A 24951-nucleotide genomic window follows, 5' to 3' on the forward strand; every position below is an offset into this window, starting at 1 on the left:
AGGATGTGCTGTTTGCCCTTGGTGGCGCGGATCACTCCGCGATCATCTGGCGCGCCACGATCAACCGCATGATTTCATTGGTGCCTTCGAGGATCTGATGCACCCGCAGGTCGCGCACGATCTTTTCGATGCCGTAGTCCGCGAGGTAGCCATAGCCGCCATGGAGTTGCAGACAGCCGTTGGCGACATCAAAGGCGGTGTCGGTGACCATGAGCTTGGCCATCGCGCAGAACTTGGTCGCATCATGGGCGCCGTTGTCCAGTTTCCACGCCGCCTGGCGCAGGAAGGTGCGGGCCGCCTGCAGCCTGGTTTCATATTCTGCCAGCCGGAACTGCAGCGCCTGGAACTGATTGATGGATTTGCCGAAGGCCTTGCGCTCGGACATGTATTGCACGGTTTGGTCCAGCGCCGCCTGGGCGCCGCCCAGGGCGCCGGCGGAAATGTTCAGCCGACCTCCGTCAAGACCTGCCATCGCGTAGGTAAAGCCCTTGCCCTCTTCGCCGATCAGGTTGTCGGCGGGAATGGCGCAATCATCGAACTGCACCTGCGAGGTGGGCTGGGCCTTCCAGCCCATCTTGTCCTCCAGCGCGCCAAAGCTGAGACCCGGCGTGCCGTCTTCGACCACCACGGTGGAGATGCCCTTGGGGCCATCGCCGCCGGTGCGGCACATCACGACGTAGGCGTCCGAATAGGAGCCGCCGGAGATGAACGCCTTGGTGCCGTTCAGCACGTAACCGTCGTTGGTCCGCTCGGCGCGGGTTTTCAGCGCCGCGGCGTCAGAGCCGGAGCCGGGTTCGGTCAGGCAGTAGGAAAAGACCTTTTCCATCGAGCACAAGGCGGGCAGCCATTTCTGCTTGGTCTCTTCCGAGCCGAACTTGTCGATCATGCCGCCGCACATGTTGTGGATCGACAGGAAGGAGCCGACCGCCGGATCGGCCATCGCCAGCGCTTCGAAGACCAGCGTGGCATCCAGCCGTGACAGGCCTGTTCCGCCGTAGTCCTCGGAGACGTAAAGCCCGCCAAAACCGAGTTCGGCCAGCTGCGGCCACAGCAATTTGGGGATGGTTCCGTCCTTCTCCCACTGGCGGGAATGGGGGGCGATGTTTTCCTGGCCAAAGGCCAGCGCCATGTCAAAGATGGCCTGTTGTTCCTCCGTCAGCGCGAAATCCATGTGCAGCTCCTCCCCTGGGCCTGATGAATTGAACGGTTGTTAATTTAATAGCTGTCGCAGCGAGGTGAAGCAACCTGCGCAAATGCAAAGCCGCCGTGCAGCAATACCACAGCAGGGCAGGCAAGTGGGGCGAAGTTGGTGAGGGGAAAATTAACCCCTTTACGCGACAGTCGGCTGCAAACGGACCACGCGCAGGGGAATCCTGCCAAGACATTCCAAAAGGAGTAGACGCAGTGTCGAATTCTGGGGCGCAGCATTTTCTGGCAACCGCGGGCGCTGGCGGCAGGGACAAAACCAAGCAGGCCTTTGCAGAGGCGGTCGCGGGCAACGCGCGGGCGGACCTGGCGCTGTCGATGCGGTGCGGTATGGTAAAGCAGACCGCCGGCTCGCCAAGGGAACAGGCGCTGGCCTTGCACCGGCGCGCGCGGGAACTGGGCTTGAAACGTCAGTACAAGGATGCCGAGTACCTCCTGCGTGAAGCGCTGAAACTGGATGACAAGAACCGGCTGCTCTATGCCTCTCTCGGCGAAGTGCTGGAGATGATGGGCAAACACGAGCAGGCCATTCTGGCGCATATCGACGCGTTGAAGCTGGACCCGTCCAACTCGCAAAGCCTGTCTTACATCGGCAGCTATCTGAAGAGGCTGGGGCAGGATGAAGAGGCGATCAACTATTTCGCGGCGGCGGTGCAGTTTGACCCGAACAATGCCACGGCCCTCGCGCGCCTGATCTACCTGCGGCGTCGCAGCTGTGACTGGACCGATCTTGGCAACCGGGAAAAACGCATTCGGGTGTTCCGCAAGACCGAGGTCTGCATCGACCCGTTCTCCTTTCTGTCGATGACCGATGACCCCGGCCTGCAAAAGAAGTTTTCCGTCAAGGTGGCGCAGCTGGAAAAGACCACTGCGGATCATTGCGAGTTCGAGAGGCCGCGGGCCGAGGGGCGCAAGATCCGGCTTGGTTATTTCTCCAACGACTTCTTCGATCACGCCACCATGTTCCTGATGGGACGCCAGCTGGAGCTTCATGACCGCGAGCGTTTTGAAATCTTCATCTACGACTACGGCGACCCCAACCAGCAGGAGGGCCGTCTGCGGGCGGAGAAGGCCGCGGACGTATACCGCCAGGTGGCCAGCCTGCAGAACGACGACATCGCCCGGCTTGCACGTGAAGACGGGCTGGACATCGCCATCGACCTGAAGGGCTATACCAAGGGCAACCGGCTCAATATCTTCAACAACCGCCTCGCACCGGTCCATGTAAGCTATCTGGGCTATCCGGGCACGACCGGCATGGACGAGATGGACTATCTCGTCGCGGATCCGCACATCATCCCGGAGTCGCTGCGCAAGTACTACAGCGAAAAGATCCTCTACATGCCGGACTGTTATCAGCCCAATGACGATCTGCGCGAGGCCTCCGGGCAGAGGCCCACGCGGGCGGACGTCGGCTTGCCCGAGGATGCCTTTGTGTTCTGTTCCTTCAACAGCCCGTACAAGGTCTCGCCCGACGAATTCGATGTCTGGATGAAGTTGCTGGATCGGGTGCCGGGCAGCGTGTTGTGGTTCTACGCGCCGGTTGAAAAGACCCGGAAGAACATCCTGAAAGAGGCCAAGCGGCGCGGTATCGGTCCCGAACGTATCGTGTTTGCAGGGTTTGCCGCGCAAAAGGATCACCTGGCGCGTCTGGCGCTGGCGGATGTCTTCCTGGATGCCTTTGCGGTCAACGCCCATACCACCGCGAGTGACGCGCTGTGGGCCGGGGTGCCGGTGGTGACAAAGACGGGCAAGCAGTTCGCCGCACGGGTGGCGACCAGCCTCGTGAACGCGGTGGGGCTTCCGGAACTGGCGGCGCCGACCACTCAGCAGTACCAGGCGCTGGCCCTGAAGCTGGCCCGTGATCCGGACTACCTGGCGGACGTGAAGGCCCGCCTGAAGCAGGGGATCGAGACCGGCCCGCTGTATGACACCGAGACATTCACCCGGAATTTCGAGGCGCTCATGGAAAAAGCGCTGCAGCGGTTCAATGTGGGACTGAAGCCGGACCACCTGAGCCTGCGCTGATGTCCGCCCGGGCGGCGGAATGGCAGTTTACCTAAAAAGGGGGCGTGCATCGGTTGCACGCCCCCTTTTTTGAACTCACTTGCGCCGCACGGATGGGCGCCGTTCGCGGCGATCTATGACCAGTGCGTCGAGGTTACAGCAGCCGCACTTGGGTGCCGATCTGGACCAGCTCGTAGAGTTCCTCGACATGCTGGTTGTAAAGGCCGATGCAGCCGGAGGAGCTTTGCCGCCCGATCTTGCGGGTGTCATGGGTGCCATGCACCAGGTAGGCCGGCCAGTCGAGATACATGGCCCGCGTTCCCAGCGGGTTGCCGGGCACGCCACCTTCGATGCGCTGCGGCAGGGTTGGATCGCGTTCACGCATGTTCTGGGTCGGGGTCCAGCTTGGGTTTTCGCGTTTGCGCACGATGCGGGAATACCCGCGGCGGGTCAGCTCCTCGCTCATCGGGACCGACGACGGGTACAGGCGATAGGTGACGCCATCGCCGCCCCAGTAGTGCAGCGCACGGGAGGAGATGTCCGCCAGCAGACAGCCGACGCCCAGCTCTTCAAAGTGGTCGCGCCAGTCCTGCTGCTTGAAGGCGGAAATATTGCGCTGTACCGGGATCTCCTCGCGGATTGCCGGTTCGTTTTGCGGGAAGGCATCGGTCGATTGTGCCCGCAGCAGCGCCGGGGTGGCCAGGGTGGCGCCCATCCCCAGAAGGGTGGCGCGGCGGGTGATGGGAGATCTGCTCATGGTGTCCTCAACCCTCAGTCATTCGTTCACGTTCATCGCCGCAAGATAGCCATGTGCGCGGAATTTCCTAGTCCGTGCGCAGGGCCAAAAAGGGGTGATCACGTGTATGTGTTTGCCTGTGTGGGCCGTTTGTGGCGGCTTTCTGCCGACGCGGCGGTGTCGCGCCGGCAGTGGTGTGATGTCAGCTGTAAAGCTGGCGCGCCTGGGCAAAGGACAGCAGGCGCTTGCTGTCTTCGTCCCAAAGATGCAGGCGGGCGTTCGCCAGGCTTTCGCGGATGGTCATCCGGTTGCCCTCGGCCAGTTCCCCATGGTCGCGCAGCACTTCGGTCAGGCGGTAGAACGGGATCCGGCTGTAGAGGTGGTGCACATGGTGGATACCGATGTTGGCGCTCAGCCACTGCAGGACCGGCGGCAGCACGTAATGCGAGCTGCCGTGCAGCGCCGCATCATGCAGCTGCCAGTCCGCGTCCTGCTCCCACTGGGTGGTCTCGAACTGGTGCTGCACATAGAACAGCCACAGACCGGCGGTGGCGGCCAGGAGGGTTGCGGGCAGGAAGATCAGCAGGATCGGGGCAAGGCCACCAAAATACCAGATCAGCGACAGGGCCGAGAGGATGGCCAGATTGGTTCCCATGGCGCTGATCCAGTAGCGGCTTTGTCCCATCAGCCCGTAGGGCAGGCGGTTCTGCAGAAAGAACAGATAGCCCGGCCCGATGCCGAACAGGGTGACGGGATGGCGGTACAGCCGGTACATCAGCCGCCCCCAGCGCCCTTCCGCCCGGTATTCCGCGACGGTCATGGTGTGAATGTCGCCCATGCCGCGCTTGCCGAGGTTGCCGTGGGTGCTGTGGTGGATCGAATGGGTGCGGCGCCAGACGTCATAGGGCGTCAGCGTCAGAACCCCGATGGTGCGCCCCACCCAATCGCTGAGGTGGCGGTTGGAGAAGAACGAGCCGTGGCCACAGTCGTGCTGGATGGTGAACAGGCGCAACAGGAAAGCGGCGATCAGCACCGAGATTGCCAGTGTCAGCCAGTAGCTGACTGACAGGGACCACCAGGCCAGGGCCCACAGCAGCAGGAATGGCACCACGGTGACCAACAGTTCAAAGGCGCTGCGCCAGGGGTTCGGGTCCCGGTACCTGGCCAGGATCTTGACCCAGTCGCGTGCGGATTTGGTGGCCGGGGTGGCCTGTTTCGTGGTCGTGGAAATGCTCATGCGCCTGCCGTTATAGTTCTGTTACCGTCCGGATAGACGAGTTGCCGCGTGGAGCAAGTAAAAAAGACGGAATTTCTGACAAAAGCGGCGCACGTGCGCGGGATGTTGCAGGTGCCCGGATCGCGCCTGTGGGGTGGGAGCCAGCCCAAAGAAACAGGGCCCCGCCATGGCGGGACCCTGAAGATTTTCGCAATATCGGACGGTTAGTCCATGGCCTTGAAGTTGAACTCGCCGCCTTCCTTGATGCCCGAGGGCCAGCGGGAGGTCACGGTCTTGGTGCGCGAGTAGAACTTGAAGCTGTCCGGGCCGTGCTGGTTCAGGTCACCAAACATCGATTTCTTCCAGCCGCCAAAGGTGTGGTAGGCCAGCGGCACCGGGATCGGGACGTTGATGCCGACCATGCCGATGTTCACTCGGTGGGCGAAATCGCGCGCGGTGTCGCCGTCGCGGGTGAAGATCGCGGTGCCGTTGCCGTACTCGTGATCCATCGCCAGTTTCAGCGCGTCCTCATAGGTCGCGGCGCGGACGGTCGACAGTACCGGGCCGAAGATCTCCTGCTTGTAGATGTCCATGTCGGGGGTGACGTGGTCGAACAGGTGGGCACCCACAAAGAAGCCGTCCTCGTAGCCCTGCAGTTTGAAGTCGCGGTTGTCGACCACCAGCTTTGCGCCCTGGTCGACACCGGACTGGATCAGACCCAGGATGCGCTCCTTGGCGGCGGCGGTCACCACCGGACCGAGGTCGACGTCATCGCCCGCAGTGTAGGGGCCGACCTTCAGTTTCTCGATGCGCGGCACCAGTTTCTCGATCAGCTTGTCAGCGGTTTCCTCACCCACCGGCACGGCGACCGAGATCGCCATGCAGCGTTCGCCTGCCGCGCCGAAGCCAGCGCCGACCAGCGCGTCGGCGGCCTGGTCCAGATCCGCGTCGGGCATGATGATCATGTGGTTCTTGGCGCCGCCAAAGCACTGGGCGCGCTTGCCGTTGGCGGTGGCACGGGAATAGATGTACTGGGCGATCGGGGTGGAGCCGACAAAGGACACCGCCTGGATGGTCTCGTTGTCGAGCAGGGTGTCAACCGCTTCCTTGTCGCCGTTGACGACCTGGAACACGCCTTCGGGCAGACCGGCCTCGACGAACAGTTCGGCCAGCATCAGCGGCACGGAGGGATCGCGCTCGGAGGGCTTCAGCACCACGGCGTTGCCGCAGGCCAGCGCCGGGCCGACGTGCCACAGCGGCATCATGGCCGGGAAGTTGAAGGGCATGATCGCTGCCACGACACCCAGCGGCTGGCGCATGGAGTACATGTCGATGCCGGGGCCGGCGCTGTCGGTGAACTCGCCCTTCATCATCTGCGGCGCAGCGATGCAGTATTCGATCACTTCCAGACCGCGCTGCAGGTCACCCTTGGCGTCGGGGATGGTCTTGCCGTGCTCGCGGCTCAGCGCCTCGGCCAGCTTGTCCATGTCGCGGTTCATCAGGCTGACCATCGCCATCATCACGCGGGCGCGTTTCTGCGGGTTGGTGGCGCCCCACTTGGGCTGTGCCGCCGCCGCCTTGTTGATGGCGTCAGTGGTTTCTTCGGCGCTGGCCATCGGGCATTTGTACTGCACTTCGCCGGTGGCAGGGTTGAAGACATCGTCGAAACGACCAGACGTGCCGGACACGATCTTGCCGTTGATAAAATGACCGAGCTCTTTCATCGGATCCTCCTCTATTCATTTGAGGTCAATCCTAGGCTTGCAAAAAACGTCGCAAAAGGGGAAAGATTTCAAAGAGGCTTTGCAGTAACGCAATAGGTTAACAGCTGTCACAGCGCCGCAAAGCGGCGGTCGAATGGCAGCCTGTACGGAGGATCCGGCGCGATGGACCCGCAATGGGATGATATGAAGGTGTTTTTAGCGGTCGCCCGCGAGGCGAGCCTGTCGGGGGCAGGGCGGACATTGAAGATGGACCCTGCCACGGTGGGGCGCCGGGTGGCGCGGTTCGAGGCTGCGCTGGAGACGCCTTTGTTCGTGAAATCGCCGCAGGGCTATGCGCTGAGCGCCGCTGGCGACCGGCTGCTGGTCCATGCCGAAGCGGCGGAACAGGCGATGCGCGCAGGCACCGAGGCGCTGACCGGCCCCAGTGATACCTTGTCGGGGCAGATCCGCATCGGGGCACCGGACGGGGCGGCCAACTACCTGTTGCCGCAGGTCTGCGCCCAGATCTCCGAGGATAACCCGGACCTGGATATCCAGATCGTCGCGCTGCCGCGTGTCATCAACCTCAGCCGTCGCGAAGCGGACATGGCGGTGACGGTCAGCGCGCCGACCGCGGGCAAGCTGCTGGTCCAGAAGATCTGTGATTACAAGCTGCACCTGGTGGCCTCGCGTCACTACCTGAAAAACCACCCGCCGATTCAGACGCTGGAGGATCTGAAAGGGCACAAGATGATCGGGTACATCCCCGACATGATCTTCGACAAGGAGCTCGACTATCTGAACGACATCGGCGTCGAGCGGGTGGCCCTGGCGTCCAATTCGGTATCGGTGCAGATCAAGATGGCGGCCGAGGGTACGGCAATCTGTATCGCCCATGACTTCAGCCTGCCATCGCATCGGATGCTGCGCAAAATCCTGACCGACAAGGTAAGCCTGACACGGGGGTTCCACCTGGTACGGCACCAGGGGGATCAGCGCAGCGAGCGGCTGAACCGCTTTGCCGCAGCCCTGTCGCGGGGGATTCGCGATGAAGTTGCGCGGTTGGAGGCCCTGACCTGAACTGGGCAGATGGCCGAGCGCGCGGACACCTTGACTTGTAGCTGCATTGCGGCAAACCTTGTTTACACGCAAGAAAATTTCGAAGAGGTGCAGAATGCTCATTCAGGCCATCTTGAAGTCCAAGGCCACCACCGGCGTTGTGACCGTCAAACCGGATGCCACCGTTGCCGAGGCTGCCAAGCTGCTGGCGGAAAAGAAATTCGGCTCCGTCGTGATCTCTGCCGACGGGGAAACCGCGGAAGGAATCCTGTCGGAGCGGGACATCGTGCGGGAGCTGGCGGCCAGCGGTTCGGGGTGCCTCGACAAGCCGGTGCGCGACTACATGACTCGTGAACTGGTCACCTGCACCAGCCATGAGAACGTCGAAGAGATCCTGACCAAGATGACCCATGGGCGCTTTCGCCACATGCCGGTGGTGGAGAATGGCAAGCTGATCGGCATTGTCACGCTGGGCGATGCGGTCAAGGCGCAGCTGGCGGAAGTGGCGATGGAAAAAGACGCGCTCCAAGACATGATCATGGGCCATTGAGGGCCGCTGCCGCCTGAGAAGGCCGTAGCGAAAAATTCCGTATTTCTGCGCTCTTGCAATCGCGTGGTCAAACGTGTTTGCGTGTGCGAAATTTGACTAGGCAGGAGGCCGCAGATGCGCGTAGGTCTGTATCCCGGCACTTTCGACCCGATCACGCTCGGGCATATCGACATCATCCGCCGTGCCAGTGCGCTGGTGGACAAACTGGTGATCGGCGTTGCGATCAACCGCGACAAGGGGCCACTGTTCTCGCTCGAGGAGCGGGTCGAGATGATCGAGGCCGAATGCGCCAAGCTGAGCGCAGAGACCGGCACCGAAATCGTTGCACATCCCTTCGAGAACTTGTTGATCGACTGCGCCCGTGACGTTGGCGCGCAGATCATCGTCCGTGGCCTGCGGGCTGTTGCCGATTTTGAATATGAATTCCAGATGGTTGGCATGAACCGGGCATTGGACAGCTCGGTTGAGACGGTGTTTCTGATGGCCGAGGCGCGCCATCAGGCGATCGCGTCCAAGCTGGTGAAGGAAATCGCCCGGCTGGATGGCGATGTGTCCAAATTCGTCACCCCGCTTGTGCGGGAGAAGCTGTTGCAGCAGTTGGGAAAATCCGCCTGAACTATCGCTTTGGATTGCACCTTAAACAAAGCCGGGCTCATCGGGCCCGGCTTTGTGCTGTCAGGGGGCGGGATGTGCCCTGTGGGCTCAGCGCCAGAAGGCGAGCCAGTGGATCAGGGCAAACAGCTTCTTCCCGAGGAAAACCATGTGCTGGTTTCCAAACAGGGCGATGTCCACCACTGCGGCGAGGGTCAGGAGCACGCCGAGGGCAATGGCAATCCGGTTGGTCATGAAATCTCCGCCGCAAATGAAAACGCCTGCCCAGATAACCTGAGCAGGCGTGAAATCTCAAGCTGTTGGACTGCGATCAGCCCAGCTTGCCCATGGCGACGGCGACATCGGCCATGCGGACCGAGAAGCCCCATTCGTTGTCGTACCAGGCCAGGACGCGCACCATGCGATCATCGACGACGCGGGTCTGGTCCGGCGCAAAGATCGAGCTCTCGGGCGAGTGGTTGAAGTCAACCGAGACCAGCGGCGCGGGCTCATACCCCAGAACGCCTTTCATCGGGCCGCTGGCGGCCTCCTTGACGGCGGCGTTGATCTGCTCGGCGGTCACGTCGCGGCTGGCGCGGAAGGTCAGGTCCACGGCGGAGACATTCGGGGTCGGCACGCGGATCGCGGAGCCGTCGAGGCGGCCTTTCAGGTTCGGCAGCACTTCACCCAGGGCCTTGGCGGCGCCGGTCGAGGTCGGGATCATCGACATGGCGGCCGCGCGGGCGCGGTACAGGTCACCATGGCGGCGGTCCAGCGTCGGCTGGTCGCCGGTGTAGGCGTGGATGGTGGTCATGATGCCGTGCTCGATGCCAAAGGCCTCATCCAGCACTTTTGCCAGCGGCGCAAGGCAGTTGGTGGTGCAGGAGCCGTTGGAGATCATCTTGTCGCCGGCTTCCAGCTGGTCATGGTTGACGCCGTAGACGATGGTTTTGTCTACGTTCTTGCCGGGGGCGGACAGCAGCACCTTGCCGGCACCGCGCTCCAGATGCGCCTTGGCCTTTTCACCGTCGTTGAATTTGCCGGTGCATTCCAGAACCACGTCGCAGCCGGACCAGTCCAGCTCGTTCATGTCGTAGGTCGAGAACATCTGCATGTCGCCGCGGCCCAGGTTCATGGTGCCGTCGCCGATGGTCACCTCACCCGGGAAACGGCCATGCACGGAGTCGTATTTGATCAGATGCGCTGCGGTCTCCAGCGGGCCGGTTGCATTGACCTTGATCACCTCGATGTCGTCGCGGCCCGAGGCGGCGATATGCGACAGGGTGCAGCGGCCGATGCGGCCAAATCCGTTGATCCCGACTTTGATGGTCATCTGAGTGTCTCCAAGCGAGCAAAAACCTTTGGCTGCCATATAGCCCGCTGCCTATGTGGTCTAAAGGGGTAAAAGCGCCACAATATGAAACTGTTAGCGCAAAAAATGCATGTTGGCGATAACGGCTGGCGCCGGTGGCGTTAACGAAAATCGCGGCTTGCCGGGCGGTGGCGCTAACGCTTGTGCTGCGGCGCGGAAGCAGGCAGATTGCGGATCAACTGCGGGCTGAGATTTGAGGGATTTGGCATGAGCGGATTGCTGGCGCTTCTGGATGATGTTGCGGGGATTGCCAAGGTTGCGGCTGCCTCGGTCGACGATGTGGCGGCAGCTGCGGGCAAGGCAGGGGCCAAGACCGCCGGCGTGATCATCGACGATGCCGCGGTGACGCCCAAGTACCTGCAAGGTTTTGCGCCTGCGCGCGAGCTGCCGATCATCTGGCGCATCACCCGCGGCTCCCTGTTCAACAAGCTGATCCTGCTTTTGCCGGTCGCCATGCTGCTGGCCAACTTCGCGCCCTGGGCGATCACGCCCTTGCTGATGCTGGGCGGCTGCTACCTGTGCTTCGAGGGCGCGGAGAAGATCTTTCACGTGCTGTTCCCCCACGCGAGCCACGCGATTGACGAGGATATGAGCGTGAAGGACCCCGGCCATCTCGAGGAAGAGAAGATCAAGGGCGCGATCAAGACCGACTTCATCCTGTCGGCCGAGATCATGACCATTTCACTGGCCGCGATCGAGGCGCCGAATGTCTGGATGCAGGCGGCCACGCTCGCAGTGGTGGCGATCGGCGTCACGCTTGCGGTTTACGGCTCTGTCGCGCTGATCGTGAAGATGGACGACGTCGGCCTCTATCTGGCCGAGAACGCCCGCACCGGGCTGGGGCGCGGGCTGGGGCGCGGGCTGGTGAAGTTCATGCCGGTGCTGATGAAGATCCTGTCAGTGGTCGGCACCGCGGCGATGCTGTGGGTCGGCGGCTCGATCATCATCCACGGGCTGGAGGTGCTGGGCTTTGGCTGGCTGGGGCACCACATCCACGACTGGGCCTATGCGGTTGGCCACGCGGTGCCTGCAGCCTGGGAGGGCTTTGCCGAGTGGGTGGCCAAGGCGGCGATGGACGGGGTGTTGGGCCTCGCGCTGGGGCTGGTGCTGATCCCGCTGGCGACCAAGGTCATCATGCCGACGATTGCGAAATTCGCGAGCAACAAAACGGCTCATTGAAATTGCGTATTATCAGATGGAAATGTCCGCTATGAGCTACTTGTGACTTTAGCAAGCAAGTAAGTTTGAAAAATTTGAGGGTATCCACCGGTGCATTCGGCTCTACGACAGGCTCAAATTGAAGTTTGCAAAGCAGTTGGCGCGGAAGTCCGTGAATGCCACCTTGGTGACAAAGTTGGAATTTCTCAGACTGCTTTGGATGGTAAGCTTCCACTTAATGGTATGCGGCACCCAGAACTTAGCGGCACAACTGGTTGGTATATTTGGGGAGGTGAGCAACTTTCACAGAAGGACGACTTCTTTATGCCCATTCACACGGCGCACCTAGAACTAAAATGCGCCTTAGCCTTAAAGTTCCTGTCCTTGCCGCCTGGCTGGCGCTTTTTAACTGACGGAGCTTACGAGGATGTTTGGCTAGACGCTAACTTGCTTGATATAGATTAGAAACGGCAGCATCTTCAGCAATGCCGTCATTCGAAGAGGCTTTAAGGGCACCCGATCGGGTGCCCTTAAAGCCTTACACGACTGGGCTTATGCCGTGGGACATGCAGTGCCTACCGCCTGGGAAAGCTTTGCCGAGTGGACGGCCAAGGCGGCGATGGACGGGGTGTTTGGCGTGGCGCTGGGGCTGCTGTTGATCCCGCTGGCGACGAAGGTTGTGGGGCCGGTTCTGGGGATGTTTGGAGAGAAGAGGACAGATCATTGAGGATGTGAACGTTCTGTCGACCTTGAGTTCAACGGAATGTCTCTATGAGTGCATCGGTTCCGAAAAAATGTCTATGTAAGATTCAATACGATACCCCAGACCATTAGGCTCATCGTTTTGATTCAGACCTGACGAAACGAGAACATCTCCGAGGGCATCGACTATAATTTCAAGCTCTGCTTCGCTTAGACTTGCGAACAGAGTATTGGGGTGACTTGTTGAACGTGGGTGAAAACGGTGGATTAGATCAGGGACTTGAACATCTCCCGCTGATTGCTCGGTTAGCAATCTCAAGAGAAATTCCTTATCCAGCTTCTTAATAACTAATTCGGGCATCGATAAATTGGCCTGCTAGTGGTCTAGTCTGAACAACTGCTTTTCTTAATACCCAAAATAGGCCGCGCCTCATAGATACGTCGACGGCGGTTATTTCCCAAAAAATGGCCGTTCTAAATGAAAAGGGCACCCGTTTGGATGCCCTTTTTGATCATCTGCCAGCTAGGTTCAGCCCAGCAGCTCTTTCACCTTCGCCACGGTACCCTCAGCCGTAATGCCGAAGCGCTCGAAGAGCTCACCGGCCGGGGCGGAGGCGCCGAAGCGGTCCATGCCGACGAAACCGGCTTTCTTCTCCTGGCCACGCTCGCCCAGCAGCCAGCGGTCCCAGCCGCCGTCGCGCACGGCGGCTTCGATGCCGACGCGGATCGGGCCTGCGGGCAGCACCTTGCGGCGGTAGGCTTCGTCCTGCTCGGCGAACAGCTCCATGCAGGGCATGGAGACCACGCGGGTGCCGATGCCCATGCCTTCGAGCTGGGCCTTGGCTTCCAGCGCGACCGACACTTCGGAGCCGGTGGCGATCAGGATCACCTGGCGCTTGCTTTCGGCCTCGGCCAGCACGTAGGCGCCTTTTTCGACCAGGTTGGTCAGCTTGTGCTCGGTGCGCACGGTGGGCAGGTTCTGGCGGGTCAGCGCCATCACCGACGGTGTCTCCTTGGAGGTCAGCGCGATCTCCCAGGCCTCGGCGGTTTCAACCGAATCCGCGGGGCGGAACACATAGGTGTTCGGGGTGGCGCGGCAGATCGCCAGGTGTTCGACCGGCTGGTGGGTCGGGCCGTCTTCGCCGACACCGATCGAGTCGTGGGTCATCACGAACACGGTCGGGATCTTCGACAGGGCCGCCAGGCGCATCGCCGGGCGGGCATAGTCGGTGAAGCAGAAGAAGGTGCCACCATAGGGGCGGATGCCACCGTGCAGCGCCATGCCGTTCATCGCCGCGGCCATGCCGTGCTCGCGGATGCCCCAGTAGACGTAGCGGCCCTTGCGGTTGTCGGTGTCAAAGACGCCCAGATCGCCGGTCTTGGTGTTGTTGGAGCCGGTGAGGTCAGCCGAGCCGCCAACGGTTTCCGGCATGATCGGGTTGATCACTTCCAGCGCCATTTCCGAGGATTTGCGCGTCGCAACCTTGGGCTGGGTTTCCGAGATCTGCTTTTTCAGCGCCTTGATGGTGGCGGACAGCTTCTTCGGTGCCTCGAGGTTGTAGGCGCGGTTGAAACGGTCCTGCTTCTGCTGCGACAGCTCGGCAAAGCGGGCTTCCCAGGCTTCGCGCTCGGTTTTGCCGCGCGCGCCGATCTCTTCCCACTGGGATTTGATCTCGGCCGGGACTTCGAACGGGCCGCCGGCCCAGCCGTAGGCGTCCTTGGCGGCCTTCAGCTGATCGGGATCGGTCAACGCGCCGTGGCCCTTGGAGGTGTCCTGCGCGGCGTGGCCCAGGGCGATGTGGGTCTTGCAGGCGATCATCGACGGCTTCTTGGACTTCTTCGCGGCGGTGATCGCCTCGTCGATGGCCTTGGGGTCGTGGCCGTCGATTTCCAGCACCTGCCAGCCCGAGGCCTTGAAGCGCTGCACCTGGTTGGTGCGGTCGGACAGCTCGACCGTGCCGTCGATGGTGATGTTGTTGTTGTCCCAGAACACGATCAGCTTGCCCAGCTGGTGGCGGCCTGCGAGGCCGATGGCCTCCTGGCTGATGCCTTCCATCAGGCAGCCGTCACCGGCGATCACATAGGTGTGGTGATCCACGACCTTCTTGCCGTAATGCGCGCGCTGCATTTCCTCTGCCATGGCAAAGCCGACGGCGTTGGAGATGCCCTGGCCCAGCGGGCCGGTGGTGACTTCGACCGCATCCAGCAGGAAGTTCTCTGGGTGGCCGGCGGTCAGCGCGCCGGACTGGCGGAAGTTCTTGATCTGCTCCAGGGTGACCTGCTTGTCACCAACAAGATACAGCAGCGCATAGATCAGCATCGAGCCGTGGCCCGCGGACAGGATGAACCGGTCGCGATCCGGCCACTTCGGGTTGGATGCGTCGAATTTTAGGTGCTTTTCGAACAGGACCGTGGCCACATCTGCCATGCCGATCGGCATTCCGGTATGTCCGGAGTTGGCGGCGGCGACGGCGTCGAGGGCCAGCGCGCGAATGGCGGCGGCCTTGTTCCAATGGTCTGGATTGGCGGTGCGCAGGGCTGTCAGGTCCACTTGGTATGTCCTTTGGCGTTAACAGGCATTAGGTGCGCTCAATACCAGCGATGCCACAAAGATCAAGCGGGGTTGCGCATATGTCCGCCGCGCCGCACGAAGTTGTCGTGGCAAGTGGTTGAAACGCAAAGGGCGGTGTTTTATTCGTAGACTGGAGAAACATGGCCCATGTCAACCGCGCCCGGCGCGATTCGTGCAGGCGACGGCGTAAAATCGAACAGATGTGGACGGCTGAGGAAGCAGGCATGACCCAGATCGAAGAGTTGCAAGGCCGCATCCAGGCTGCGCTGGTGCGGATCAGCGATGGCGCTGCCGCGTTGCAGGAGGCGCGTCTGGCGGACCGCCAGCAGGCTGCGGAAACCGCGGCCGAAGCCGCGCGGCTGGCCGAAACAGCCGCCGCGAATGAGGCCAGCAAGGTGCTGGAGCAGGAGCTCGACGAGGAGCGCCTGGCCAATGCTCAGCTGACCGAGCGTGTGCGTGTCCTGAACGCTCGCCTGAAGGAGGCCGGTGGTGGTCGCCCCGGTGACGCGGGTGAGCTGGAGGCGCTGCGGGCCGAGGTCCAGTTGCTGCGCAATGAAGCTGGCGACCCGGCCGAAAAGGAAGCGTTGCGTGCCGAAGTTGCCCGTCTGAAGCGCGAGCTGGAAGTGGCGGCCAATACCGCGGCCAGCGAACACGATGCGTTGAAGGCTGAACTGGCGGAACTGGCCGCCCAGAACGAGGCCCTGACGGCCCAGTTGCAGCAGGCCCAGTCCGGGGCATCCGGTGGATCGGACCATGCGGACGTCAGCGCGCAGCCCGAAGATCCGTCCGCGGCCCTGGTGCGGCTTGACGCCGAACATCAGCAGCTGCGTCAGGCCAATGACGAGTTGCGTGCCGTCAATGCGGCGCTGCGCGACGCCAATGCTCAGGGCGTGGCTGATGCGTCTTTGATCAATTCCGCGATGGAGGCTGAAATCAGTGGGTTGCGCGCGGCGCAGGCCAGCGACAAGGCGCAGGTGAACGCTGTGTTGGCCAAGCTGGAGCCGCTGCTCGCCAATGCCCGCAGCCTGCCCGCCGCCAAACTGCCCGAAGGGGAGGAAGTCTGATGCCGGAAGTAACCATTATGATCGGTGGCCGTGGCTTTGAGGTCTCGTGCCAGGAGGGCGAGGAAAGCTATCTGCATTCCGCCGCCAAGATGCTCGATGACGAGGCGCAGGTCCTGTCGGACCAGATCGGACGGATGCCCGAGGCGCGGATGCTCCTGATGGCCGGCCTGATGCTGGCGGACAAGACCGCCGCGGTTGAGGATCGGATCAAGGAGGTCGAGGCGAAACTGGCCGAGCGCGAGCAGGAGCTGGAAGCGCTGAAATCGGCCCCGCCGCCCGAGCCCGAGCGCATCGAGATCCCCGTGGTCCCGCCGCAGGTCGAAGAAACCCTGATGGATATTGCCGCACGCACCGAAGCGCTGGCGCTGGACATCGAGGCAAAGGCAAGCGGGGCTGCCTGACGTCCGGCCGGGCTGTCGGCCTGCGCGGCAAGCAGGCGAGTGGGTAAAGGAAGGCCCTAAAGGCCACACATCATGCAGAAGCGTTGGCTTGCAACCCGTTGCGCGCCGACGCTTTTTTCTTTGTTTCCGGATCGAAGACAGTGCAAGCACGCAGGCCGCCCGATAAAATCTAAGCAAATTCTGGAAAAACTGTTCATATTGGGCTAATTCGGTTGCGTGCAGTTTTTTCTTGCTACTTTTAGGGGATTTTTATGATTGGGGCGTTTATTCTGGGCAGCCTTGCCATTGCCGGTCTGGCCATCAACCTTGATGAAGACGAAAACGAAACACCGGTAGAAGACACCGGTGAGCCGGACACCGGCTCCGGGCCGACCGAGTACCTGCTGACAGACGGTCCCGACGATATTGTTTCTGGGGACGAAGATGATGTCATCGACGCGGGAAGCGGTTTTGATCGGATCAACGCCGGTGCTGGCAACGACTTGATCTCCGCCGGGGCAGGTCAGGATACCGTGCTGGCCGGTGACGGCGACGATACGGTTTCCGGCGGCGACTACCACGATGTCCTTTATGGCGGCGCTGGCAACGATTCCCTGTCCGGTGACGGCGGCCTCGACCGGCTGTTCGGCGATGAAGGCAACGACACACTGGACGGTGGCGCCTGGAACGACACGCTGAACGGTGGCTCCGGCTACGATTCCCTGTCTGGCGGTGCCGGGAATGACATGCTCGCCGGTGAGGCGGGCAAGGATGTTCTGTTCGGCGATGATGGCGACGATACCGTAATGGGCGGCGATTATCATGACATCGCCTATGGCGGTGCCGGCGATGATTCCATGCAGGGCGACGGTGGCATTGACGTGCTGTTCGGCGGCGATGGCGACGATACGCTGGAAGGTGGCGCCTGGAATGACGACCTGATCGGCGGCAACGGCGACGACCTGCTGGATGGCGGTGACGGGAACGACGCCCTGAGCGGTGTGAACCTGAGCCGTGAACTGTCACCCGAAGAGGTCGCCGCCGTGCGGGACCAAGGGGACGCGGGAGGCGCCGGGGACGGCCAGCTCAGCAATGTCGAATTCGTAAACGATGCCGATGGCGCGGACACGCTGATTGGCGGCGCGGGCGATGATTTCCTGCTGATGGGCGCGGGTGATACCGGCACAGGTGGTCTGGGCGAAGACAATTTCGCGCTGTTCATGTCGCAGGACGCGGAGGGCGTCATCGCGGTGACCGATTACACTCCGGGCGAAGACATGATCCAGCTGATCGTCAACAATGGCGGCGGTAGCCTCGGGGCAGAGGACTTCGCGGTCGAGGCCGACGCCGAAACCGGTGATGCGCTGATCCTGCAGCAGGGGCAGCTCGTCGCGCGCGTGGAAGGGGCTGCGGCGACATTTACCACCGCGGATCTGGTGCTGATCGACGCCGCCTGAGCTGACCAGAGTCAAAACAAAAGCCTGCTGCAGATCGCTCTGCAGCAGGCTTTTCATTTTTCAGGGCAGGCGGATCAGGCGTTGGCTTCGCGGATCTTGTCTGCGGCATCCTTGTCGAATGCGATGTTGTTGCTTTCAAACAGGCCGTCGAGCTCGGCCGACAGCGCCATTTCGGTGATGATGTCGCAGCCGCCTACGAACTCGCCCTTCACGTAAAGCTGCGGGATGGTCGGCCAGTCGGAATATTCCTTGATCCCGGCGCGCAGTTCTTCGTCTGCCAGCACGTTCACGTCGGTGTAGTCTACACCGATGTAGTTCAGCACCGCGGCCACGCGCGAGGAAAATCCGCACTGGGGCATTTCCTTGGTGCCTTTCATGAACAGCACCACGTCGTTGGCTTTGACGGTTTCGTCGATGCGGGTTTTTACGTCGGTCATTTATCCATTTCCTCTTGGCGTTTCCGCCGGTCGCGGTTTGTTTCGATATAGGGGAGAAGCGCGAAAAAGGTAAGCCCCGCAAGCGCAGCTATTGCAGCGAGGGCCGCCAGGGCATCCCGAATGGTCATGGCAATGCCTGCGGTCCCGACCTTTGGTCACAAATGCCTCCGGCTTCGGCGGCGGTTTTCGCGCTCAATTTTCTGGTTCTTTGCATGGGTCTTGTTGACCAGCTCGATGTCGGTGGCTTCTTGCCCCAATTCAACCTCGTCAGTTTTGAGGACGGGTCGTGTGCTGGAGAGGCTCCGGCGCCGGTTTCGTTTCAGGTAAGCTTCCACGGCGATAGCGGCAGCAACCAACGCGATAATTCCAATGAGGATATAGGCGGCTGTGCTCATCAACACGGGCCACAGTGGCGGATCAGGGATGTGTCAGCGGCACCTGTGACCATTGTTACCACCTGCGTTCGGTTCTCCCATTCCCGGTCGGCTTCCAGTTCCGGATGCTGGGCAACCGACGGCAGGAAAGGAAATACGCGTGTCAAAGGCTTGTCATTACGTTTCAAAAACAACCCCTCTCGAGTCGATATCGGGCCAAGTTACCAGTCCTCCCCAAAGGGGGCTGAGCGCGTCCCGTTTTCTTACTCCGGCGCTTTGGTGGTCAGCGCTAGCGCGTGAAGTTCGCCGTCGGGGCCGTCCATCTTGCCTTTCAGTGCGGCGTAGACGGCGCGTTGCTGCTGAACGCGGTTCTTGCCGCGAAAGCTCTCGTCGATCACCATCGCCGACATGTGAACACCATCGGTGCCGCCGACCTGGATCTCGGCATTCGGAAAAGATTCGCGCAGCAGTTCTTCGATTTCGTGGGCTTGCATGGGCATCCGCAGAAGTCCTTTGTCTTGTTTGGTAAAAATGTAGGTGGCCGCGCGGAGCGGTGCAAGCAGGATTAGTCGCGCGGCGTTGCGAAGGGGGCCAGCAGTTCGACAAAGCCGGGCAGTTCTTCCAAGGCGCCCTGCACGTGCTCCTCGGTGAAGTCCCAGACACTACTGGCAGCTTCCGGACATAGGGCGTCCGTCAGTTCGGCGCATTTGCGCGACAGGTAGTTGGGCAGCGGCAGCGCTGCGGCCTCCTGCAGGATCAGCAAGGCCTCGTGGATCGGGCGAAGGACCCGCAAGGCGCGTGTCATATGGGGCAGCAGGTCCGGATCATCGCGCCATGTCTCGCCGCCAAACAGCTCCTGGGTGACGCGTTGGCCGGCACCGGCGCAGGAATAGGCGACGCAGCCGCCGAACCCCTGTGGTTTCAGCTCTGCATGGATCGAGCAGCGAAAATCCTCGCCCAGGTTGGGGCAGGGCGTGTCCGCCGATTTGAGGATGGCGAAATCTTCGTGCTCCGCAAAGGAATAGGCGACGCAGCACAAGGCCGCGCAGCGACTGCAGTCTTCGGACAGCTCCGGTAGTTTCATGATCCCAGGCTCTCCCCCTCAGGCCAAGGAAAAAGGCGGAACGGCGTTTGCCATTCCGCCCGAGTGTGGTGTGCCCGGAGAACCTCCGGGCAGGATCGTCAAGCGACAGCTGCGGCAAAGCTGCTGCGGAAAATCTCCTTGAGCTCGGACAGAGGTGCCTCAGAATTGCCGAACTTCACGCTGTCGCCACCGAACTTGCCGACCGTGGTCAGGGTCACGCCGGCCTGACCGGCTGCCAGCATCAGCGCCTCGGCCTGGTCAAAGTTGCAGGCGATCAGGTAGCGGGCCTGGTCTTCGCCGAACAGGGTCTGGGTGTCACCGGCATCGATCTGCACGCCCACTCCGGCTTCCTCGGCCAGCTCGAACGCTGCGAGCGCGAGACCGCCATCGCCGAGGTCGGTACAGGCCTTGATGAAGTCGCGGTTCGCGCGGATGAATTCACCGTTGCGCTTCTCGGCTTCCAGATCCACATGCGGCGCATCGCCGTCTTCGCGGTTGAACACCTCGGCCAGCAGGGCCGATTGTCCCAGATGACCGGTGGTCTCCCCAACCAGCAGGGCGACGTGGCCTTCACGGGCCTCGCCGATGATCGGCTCTTCGCCCGCGGCAATCAGGCCAACCGCGCCGATGGTCGGGGTCGGCAGGATGCCCTTGCCGTCGGTTTCATTGTAGAGCGACACGTTGCCGGAGACGATCGGCATGTCGAGCGCGGCTACGGCCTCGCCGATGCCTTTGATGGCGCCGACGAACTGGCCCATGATCTCGGGCTTTTCGGGGTTGCCGAAGTTCAGGTTGTCGGTGGTGGCCAGCGGCTTGGCACCGACGGCGGTCAGGTTGCGGTAGGCCTCGGCCACCGCCTGCTTGCCGCCCTCGAAGGGGTTTGCCTTGACGTAACGCGGGGTCACGTCGGAGGTGAAGGCCAGCTTCTTGTCGGTGCCATGCACCCGCACGATGCCGGAGCCCGCACCCGGACGACGCTGGGTGTCGCCCATCACGGTGGTGTCGTACTGCTCGTAAACCCATTGCTTGCCGGCGTAGTTCGGCGAGGAGATCAGCGCCTTCAGGCCATCGATCGGGTCGATGGTCGGCACGTCCTCATCCGCCAGCGGCTCGGGGGGCGGTGTCGGAACCCACGGGCGGTCGTATTCCGGTGCGGTGGAGGACAGTTTCGACAGCACCAGATCGGCCTTCACTTCGCCGTTGTGCATGATCAGGAAGCGGTCTTCGGCGATGGTTTCACCAACGATCGCGAAATCGAGGTCCCATTTCTCGAATACGGCGCGGGCCTCGGCTTCGAGTTCCGGCTTCAGCACCATCAGCATCCGCTCCTGGGATTCCGACAGCATCATCTCGTAGGCGGTCATGTTCTCTTCGCGCTGCGGCACGTTTTCGAGATCCAGACGCACACCCAGCTTGCCCTTGTCGCCCATTTCCACGGCCGAGCAGGTGAGGCCCGCGGCGCCCATGTCCTGGATCGAAATCACTGCGCCGGTCTGCATCAGCTCCAGCGTGGCTTCCATCAGGCGCTTTTCGGTGAAGGGGTCGCCGACCTGAACGGTGGGGCGCTTTTCCTCGATCGTGTCGTCGAATTCGGCCGACGCCATGGTCGCGCCGCCGACGCCGTCACGGCCGGTCTTGGCGCCGAGGTAGACCACCGGCATGCCGACGCCGGAGGCGGCGGAGTAGAAGATGCTGTCGGTCTTGGCCAGGCCAGCAGCAAAGGCGTTGACGAGGCAGTTGCCGTTGTAGGCCGGGTGGAAGCGCACTTCGCCGCCGACGCAGGGCACGCCAAAGCAGTTGCCGTAGCCACCGATGCCTTCCACCACGCCGTTGACCAGCTGCCGGGTCTTGGGGTGGGACGGTTCGCCAAACGACAGCGAGTTCATCGAGGCGATGGGCCGTGCACCCATGGTGAACACATCACGCAGAATGCCGCCCACGCCGGTTGCGGCGCCCTGGTAGGGTTCGATGTAGGAGGGGTGGTTGTGGCTTTCCATCTTGAAAACCACCGCGTCGCCGTCGCCGATGTCGACGATACCGGCGTTCTCGCCGGGGCCGCAGATCACCTGCGGGCCTTCGGTGGGCAGGGTGCGGAGCCATTTCTTGGAGGACTTGTAGGAACAGTGCTCGTTCCACATCGCCGAGAAGATGCCCAGCTCGGTAAAGGTTGGCTCCCGCCCGATGATTTCGAGGATCAGATCGTATTCCTCGGGCTTCAGCCCGTGGTTTGCAATCAGTTCAGGCGTGATGGCGGGTTCCTGCATCCGTAAACGTCCCCAATGGCTGCGGTTGCGCGCCTTTTAGAGTAAGCTTTGCCGTTGGGAAAGAGGGGTTGCGCATTCACCGCCCCGCCTGCGCCGATGTGACCGGGCATCTGGGGCGTCACAGCGCAGAAAACGCGCGGTTTTGAGTGACTTCCTGCAATAGGATCCCATGCCCGGGTTGGCCGGGGCATGGGGATGGGTGATCTGTCGGGCAGGCGGTTCGTTTATCCGGTCTTGCCGACATTGCCGTCGCTCTCTGTCTGCGTTTGGGACGAAACGGCGGAGCTGGCTGCAGCCGCGACGGCTGCCTTTTGCGAATCGTTCAGGTGGTCGGCGTCCTCCAGCCCGGGAATCGCGACACGGACCTCGCGGCGGGCAAAATCGATGCCGTGTTCCGCAAAGGCCGCCTTCACCCGGTTGTAGATCTCCTTGCGGATGGTGAACTGGGTGCCCGGCTTGGCCATGAACTTGCCCCGTATGATCATGCCGACATCGTCAAAGTCGAAAACCCCCTGGCTCTTGAACGGCTGCAGGAAATCCTCCTTGTAGAGGTCGTCCTGCATCATCTCGGCGCCGATCTTCTTGAAGATCTTCTTCACCTTGTTGGGATCGGTATCAAAGGGCACTGTGAAACGAAGCTTCATGATCACCCAGTCACGACTGTAGTTGGTCAGCTTGGGGATCTCGCCGTAGGGGATGGTGTTGACGGGCCCGCGGTGGTGGCGCAGCTGCATCGAGCGGATCGAGATCTTTTCGACCGTGCCGCGGGTGCCTTCGACCTCGACATACTCGCCGACCCGGAATGCATCGTCGATCAGGAAGAACACGCCAGAGACGACATCCGACACCAGTTTCTGTGCGCCAAAGCCAATGGCCAGCCCGAGAATGCCCGCGCCGGCCAGAAGCGGCGTGATGTCGATGCCAAGGGCTCCGATTGCCAGCAGGGCAAAGATGATGGCGATGGCGATCTGCGCGCTGACCCTCAGCAATGGTAGTACCGTCGCCAGGCGTGAGCCGCCGGCGCCGCCTCCTTCGCCACCCGGTTCGGCGTCATCCGGGGTGGTCTGCTCATGCGCGAGGCGGCGGTTGATCCACAGCGAAACTGCCTCGTAGACCACATAGCCCACGCCGATCGTCACCAGGAAACCGACGATGTTGTCGGCTATCCCATCCGCATTGGTGGCAATGCCCATCAGGTTCACGTCCCAGGCGTTCGAGATGATCATCAGAACCAGCCCGGCGACCGCGACCCGGCCGATACGAATGTAGCTGCGTTTGGTCGAACGATAGGCCTGTGCGGCCACGTGCCCGTCGCCGGACATCGGGGGCACCAGGTGTCTGACGAGACCGCGGATCGCGGTGTCGAGGGCGGGCGCGGCCAGCAGCCAGAACATGGTGACATAATGGGCACCCTGCGCCAGATGCCGGGTTTTGCCTAACCCGACCAGCGTGCCCACGGCAACCCACGTCAGCGCCGCCACGGCCATGGCGAAATAGGGGTAATAGCGCGCCGCGGCCTCGTCAAAGCGGCTGCGGTCCGGGTCGCTGCCCCGTATGATGTCCGTCAGCCCCGTGCGCGCCGTCCAGGCGATCCAGATAATGTAGGCATAGACAAGGGTGTCGAGCCAATAGCTCAGCCGGATCGCCTCGGGGTCGATGCCGTTTGCCTTGTTGAAATGCGCGGAAAAGATCGTCAGCCCCGAAAGAAAAGCCAGGCCGATGATGTGCAGATGCAGAAAATCGGCCCATTGGGTGGAGACGTTCACCAGCCGGTGGTCCGGCCGTTGCGGCGCCATGACAAAGCGCGAGACGGCTGCTGCGACCCGGGGGAGCCAGACCAGATAGGTGACCATCGGCGCGGCGAACGCGATCATCTGCTCTTCGAGCAAGGCGCGTCCAAGGGTGCGGATCACCACGTAGAAAACGGCAAGACCAATTATTTCCCGCAGGAAGCGGCGTGCCAGAAAGATCAGCGTTTCGGCAAGGGATGCGCTAGGGCTGGTCGAGGCACCGGGGGCTGCCTCAAGCAAGCGCGAGCGTGCGAGGATCCTGCGCACGACGAACTCCGCCAGAAAGCCAAGGCCGAGAACGACCGCGATCCAGCCGAACAGTTCCAGCACGCCGGTGAGGCCACCATGGCGTTCGCCAAAGACCCGGAAAGACTGGCCCTGCGCGGCGGGCAGGGCCGGTAACTTGCGGACTGCGTCGCTCACCGGTTCGGTGAAAGCGGCCCAGAGCTGGGCAACACGCCCCGACAGCGTCTGCGGCTCGTCTTGCTGCCCGGATGCAGCGGCAACCGCGTCGAGCCGTTCCAGCAGCAGGGCGCGCACCTCGCTGTCGGACATTCGGGCGACCATCTCGTGCACCGCAGCTGGCGGAAGATCGGCCGTTGTCGCCTCCTGTTGCGCACGGGCCGCGCTGCCTCCGGCGGCGACGATGGTCAAGGCGATGAAGAAACCGCCCAAATAGCGGGCAAGCTGCTGAAATAAAGGTGCCATAAATCTCTTTGCCCCTGAATGAGACTGAAAATTGGAACAGAAGTCTCGTCCAGTTGACCCGATGGGCCTTATGCAGGTCAAAGAAAAAGCTCACGGTGCCGGACTGTACCGCACCTGCTGCGCGCACCGAAGGGATGTGGCTGGCAAAGCACGGGGATCTTGCGGGTAGCGACCGGCCAAAAAAAAGGCCGAGCACTAAGCTCGGCCGAAGTCCAACAGGGAGGTATGAAGGAGGGCGTCAGCGCCGCCTTCATGAGGGTCATTTAGGGCTGTGCGCCGAACCCTTCAAGAGGCGAGATGCGAAATGAACGTCAAAGCTGCTATGCGGTTTCTGCATGGCTTTGATTTCGCGAGAACAACCCTGCCATCCGATACCCAAAGACGCAGGCGCGCGCGGCGATTTTCCCGCTCTGTGCGCTGGTAGACGGCCGCGCCCACAGAGCAGCGCAGCCAGTGCCGCGCGGCAAGGCTGTGGCGGGTGTGCGGCAGCAGATGAGGCGTCTAACCGATGTCGGTGCCGG

At 62.0% G+C, this 24951-nt stretch carries 23 protein-coding genes; 10 read left to right on the plus strand and 13 right to left on the minus strand.

Translation table 11 applies throughout. The features are described from left to right. Positions 1-31 precede the first annotated feature (31 nt). A complete protein-coding gene (locus tag ACZ52D_RS15525; protein ID WP_464441866.1) occupies positions 32-1171 on the minus strand; it encodes an acyl-CoA dehydrogenase family protein in 1140 nt (379 codons plus the stop codon). Positions 1172-1404: 233 nt separating this feature from the next. Here ACZ52D_RS15525 and ACZ52D_RS15530 point away from each other — a divergent pair, with 233 nt between their 5' ends. Further along, positions 1405-3234 carry an O-linked N-acetylglucosamine transferase, SPINDLY family protein gene (locus tag ACZ52D_RS15530; RefSeq protein WP_464441867.1) on the plus strand — a complete coding sequence of 610 codons (1830 nt, stop codon included), beginning with the start codon at positions 1405-1407 and terminating at the stop codon, positions 3232-3234. 133 nt (positions 3235-3367) lie between these two features. Here ACZ52D_RS15530 and ACZ52D_RS15535 read toward each other — a convergent pair whose 3' ends face one another. From ACZ52D_RS15535 to ACZ52D_RS15545, 3 genes are all read right to left on the minus strand, one after another. After that, positions 3368-3970, minus strand: coding sequence for a L,D-transpeptidase (locus ACZ52D_RS15535; protein ID WP_464441868.1), 603 nt, complete (start codon positions 3968-3970; stop codon positions 3368-3370). Between the two features lie 181 nt (positions 3971-4151). Then, a complete protein-coding gene (locus ACZ52D_RS15540) occupies positions 4152-5186 on the minus strand; it encodes a fatty acid desaturase (protein WP_464441869.1) in 1035 nt (344 codons plus the stop codon). 203 nt (positions 5187-5389) lie between these two features. After that, the gene (locus tag ACZ52D_RS15545) at positions 5390-6889 is read right to left on the minus strand and encodes a CoA-acylating methylmalonate-semialdehyde dehydrogenase (protein WP_222453140.1); all 1500 of its coding nucleotides are present in this window, start codon (positions 6887-6889) and stop codon (positions 5390-5392) included. Between the two features lie 162 nt (positions 6890-7051). Between ACZ52D_RS15545 and ACZ52D_RS15550 the strand changes: the two genes are divergently transcribed. The 3 genes from ACZ52D_RS15550 to coaD all read left to right on the plus strand — a co-directional run bounded on the left by ACZ52D_RS15550 (position 7052) and on the right by coaD (position 9092). Continuing rightward, complete coding sequence (locus ACZ52D_RS15550; protein ID WP_222453139.1) at positions 7052-7948, plus strand: LysR family transcriptional regulator; 897 nt, start codon at positions 7052-7054, stop codon at positions 7946-7948. 94 nt (positions 7949-8042) lie between these two features. Then, the gene (locus ACZ52D_RS15555) at positions 8043-8477 is read left to right on the plus strand and encodes a CBS domain-containing protein (RefSeq protein WP_222453138.1); all 435 of its coding nucleotides are present in this window, start codon (positions 8043-8045) and stop codon (positions 8475-8477) included. Between the two features lie 114 nt (positions 8478-8591). Continuing rightward, positions 8592-9092 (plus strand): pantetheine-phosphate adenylyltransferase, encoded by a 501-nt coding sequence (gene coaD / locus ACZ52D_RS15560; RefSeq protein WP_222453137.1) that lies wholly within the window; start codon positions 8592-8594, stop codon positions 9090-9092. Positions 9093-9179: 87 nt separating this feature from the next. Here coaD and ACZ52D_RS15565 read toward each other — a convergent pair whose 3' ends face one another. Next, complete coding sequence (locus ACZ52D_RS15565) at positions 9180-9323, minus strand: hypothetical protein (protein ID WP_222453136.1); 144 nt, start codon at positions 9321-9323, stop codon at positions 9180-9182. 76 nt (positions 9324-9399) lie between these two features. Then, positions 9400-10401, minus strand: coding sequence for a type I glyceraldehyde-3-phosphate dehydrogenase (gene gap / locus ACZ52D_RS15570; RefSeq protein WP_222453135.1), 1002 nt, complete (start codon positions 10399-10401; stop codon positions 9400-9402). Between the two features lie 246 nt (positions 10402-10647). Here gap and ACZ52D_RS15575 point away from each other — a divergent pair, with 246 nt between their 5' ends. The 3 genes from ACZ52D_RS15575 to ACZ52D_RS15585 all read left to right on the plus strand — a co-directional run bounded on the left by ACZ52D_RS15575 (position 10648) and on the right by ACZ52D_RS15585 (position 12325). Then, the gene (locus tag ACZ52D_RS15575; protein WP_417471945.1) at positions 10648-11619 is read left to right on the plus strand and encodes a DUF808 domain-containing protein; all 972 of its coding nucleotides are present in this window, start codon (positions 10648-10650) and stop codon (positions 11617-11619) included. A 90-nt stretch (positions 11620-11709) separates the two neighbouring features. Next, on the plus strand, positions 11710-12063 hold the full coding sequence (locus ACZ52D_RS15580) for an immunity protein Imm33 domain-containing protein (RefSeq protein ID WP_464441870.1): 354 nt from the start codon (positions 11710-11712) through the stop codon (positions 12061-12063). Positions 12064-12169: 106 nt separating this feature from the next. Next, complete coding sequence (locus ACZ52D_RS15585; protein WP_222453133.1) at positions 12170-12325, plus strand: hypothetical protein; 156 nt, start codon at positions 12170-12172, stop codon at positions 12323-12325. Between the two features lie 504 nt (positions 12326-12829). On the opposite strand, the gene tkt is transcribed toward ACZ52D_RS15585, so the two are convergent. Continuing rightward, the gene (gene tkt / locus ACZ52D_RS15590; RefSeq protein WP_464441872.1) at positions 12830-14851 is read right to left on the minus strand and encodes a transketolase; all 2022 of its coding nucleotides are present in this window, start codon (positions 14849-14851) and stop codon (positions 12830-12832) included. A 245-nt stretch (positions 14852-15096) separates the two neighbouring features. On the opposite strand from tkt, the gene ACZ52D_RS15595 reads away from it, so the two are divergent. The 3 genes from ACZ52D_RS15595 to ACZ52D_RS15605 all read left to right on the plus strand — a co-directional run bounded on the left by ACZ52D_RS15595 (position 15097) and on the right by ACZ52D_RS15605 (position 17773). Then, a complete protein-coding gene (locus ACZ52D_RS15595) occupies positions 15097-15936 on the plus strand; it encodes a coiled-coil domain-containing protein (RefSeq protein ID WP_464441874.1) in 840 nt (279 codons plus the stop codon). Next, positions 15936-16337, plus strand: coding sequence for a cell division protein ZapA (locus ACZ52D_RS15600; protein ID WP_222453130.1), 402 nt, complete (start codon positions 15936-15938; stop codon positions 16335-16337). Before ACZ52D_RS15595 ends, ACZ52D_RS15600 begins: the two co-directional genes overlap by 1 nt. A 251-nt stretch (positions 16338-16588) precedes the next feature. Beyond that, on the plus strand, positions 16589-17773 hold the full coding sequence (locus ACZ52D_RS15605) for a calcium-binding protein (protein ID WP_464441875.1): 1185 nt from the start codon (positions 16589-16591) through the stop codon (positions 17771-17773). A gap of 74 nt (positions 17774-17847) precedes the next feature. Here ACZ52D_RS15605 and grxD read toward each other — a convergent pair whose 3' ends face one another. The 6 genes from grxD to ACZ52D_RS15635 all read right to left on the minus strand — a co-directional run bounded on the left by grxD (position 17848) and on the right by ACZ52D_RS15635 (position 24430). Next, entirely contained in the window at positions 17848-18210 is a 363-nt protein-coding gene (grxD, locus tag ACZ52D_RS15610) for a Grx4 family monothiol glutaredoxin (protein WP_222453128.1), read from the minus strand. A 155-nt stretch (positions 18211-18365) separates the two neighbouring features. Further along, positions 18366-18605 carry a hypothetical protein gene (locus tag ACZ52D_RS15615; protein ID WP_464441877.1) on the minus strand — a complete coding sequence of 80 codons (240 nt, stop codon included), beginning with the start codon at positions 18603-18605 and terminating at the stop codon, positions 18366-18368. A gap of 242 nt (positions 18606-18847) precedes the next feature. Further along, complete coding sequence (locus tag ACZ52D_RS15620) at positions 18848-19084, minus strand: BolA/IbaG family iron-sulfur metabolism protein (RefSeq protein ID WP_369929325.1); 237 nt, start codon at positions 19082-19084, stop codon at positions 18848-18850. A gap of 65 nt (positions 19085-19149) precedes the next feature. Then, positions 19150-19668 (minus strand): hypothetical protein, encoded by a 519-nt coding sequence (locus ACZ52D_RS15625; protein ID WP_222453125.1) that lies wholly within the window; start codon positions 19666-19668, stop codon positions 19150-19152. Between the two features lie 98 nt (positions 19669-19766). Next, on the minus strand, positions 19767-21932 hold the full coding sequence (gene purL, locus ACZ52D_RS15630; protein WP_464441878.1) for a phosphoribosylformylglycinamidine synthase subunit PurL: 2166 nt from the start codon (positions 21930-21932) through the stop codon (positions 19767-19769). A 224-nt stretch (positions 21933-22156) separates the two neighbouring features. Further along, positions 22157-24430, minus strand: a complete 2274-nt coding sequence (locus ACZ52D_RS15635) for a mechanosensitive ion channel domain-containing protein (RefSeq protein ID WP_464441879.1) — start codon at positions 24428-24430, stop codon at positions 22157-22159. Between the last annotated feature and the right edge of the window lie 521 nt (positions 24431-24951).

This window comes from Leisingera sp. S2M4 (assembly GCF_055398055.1).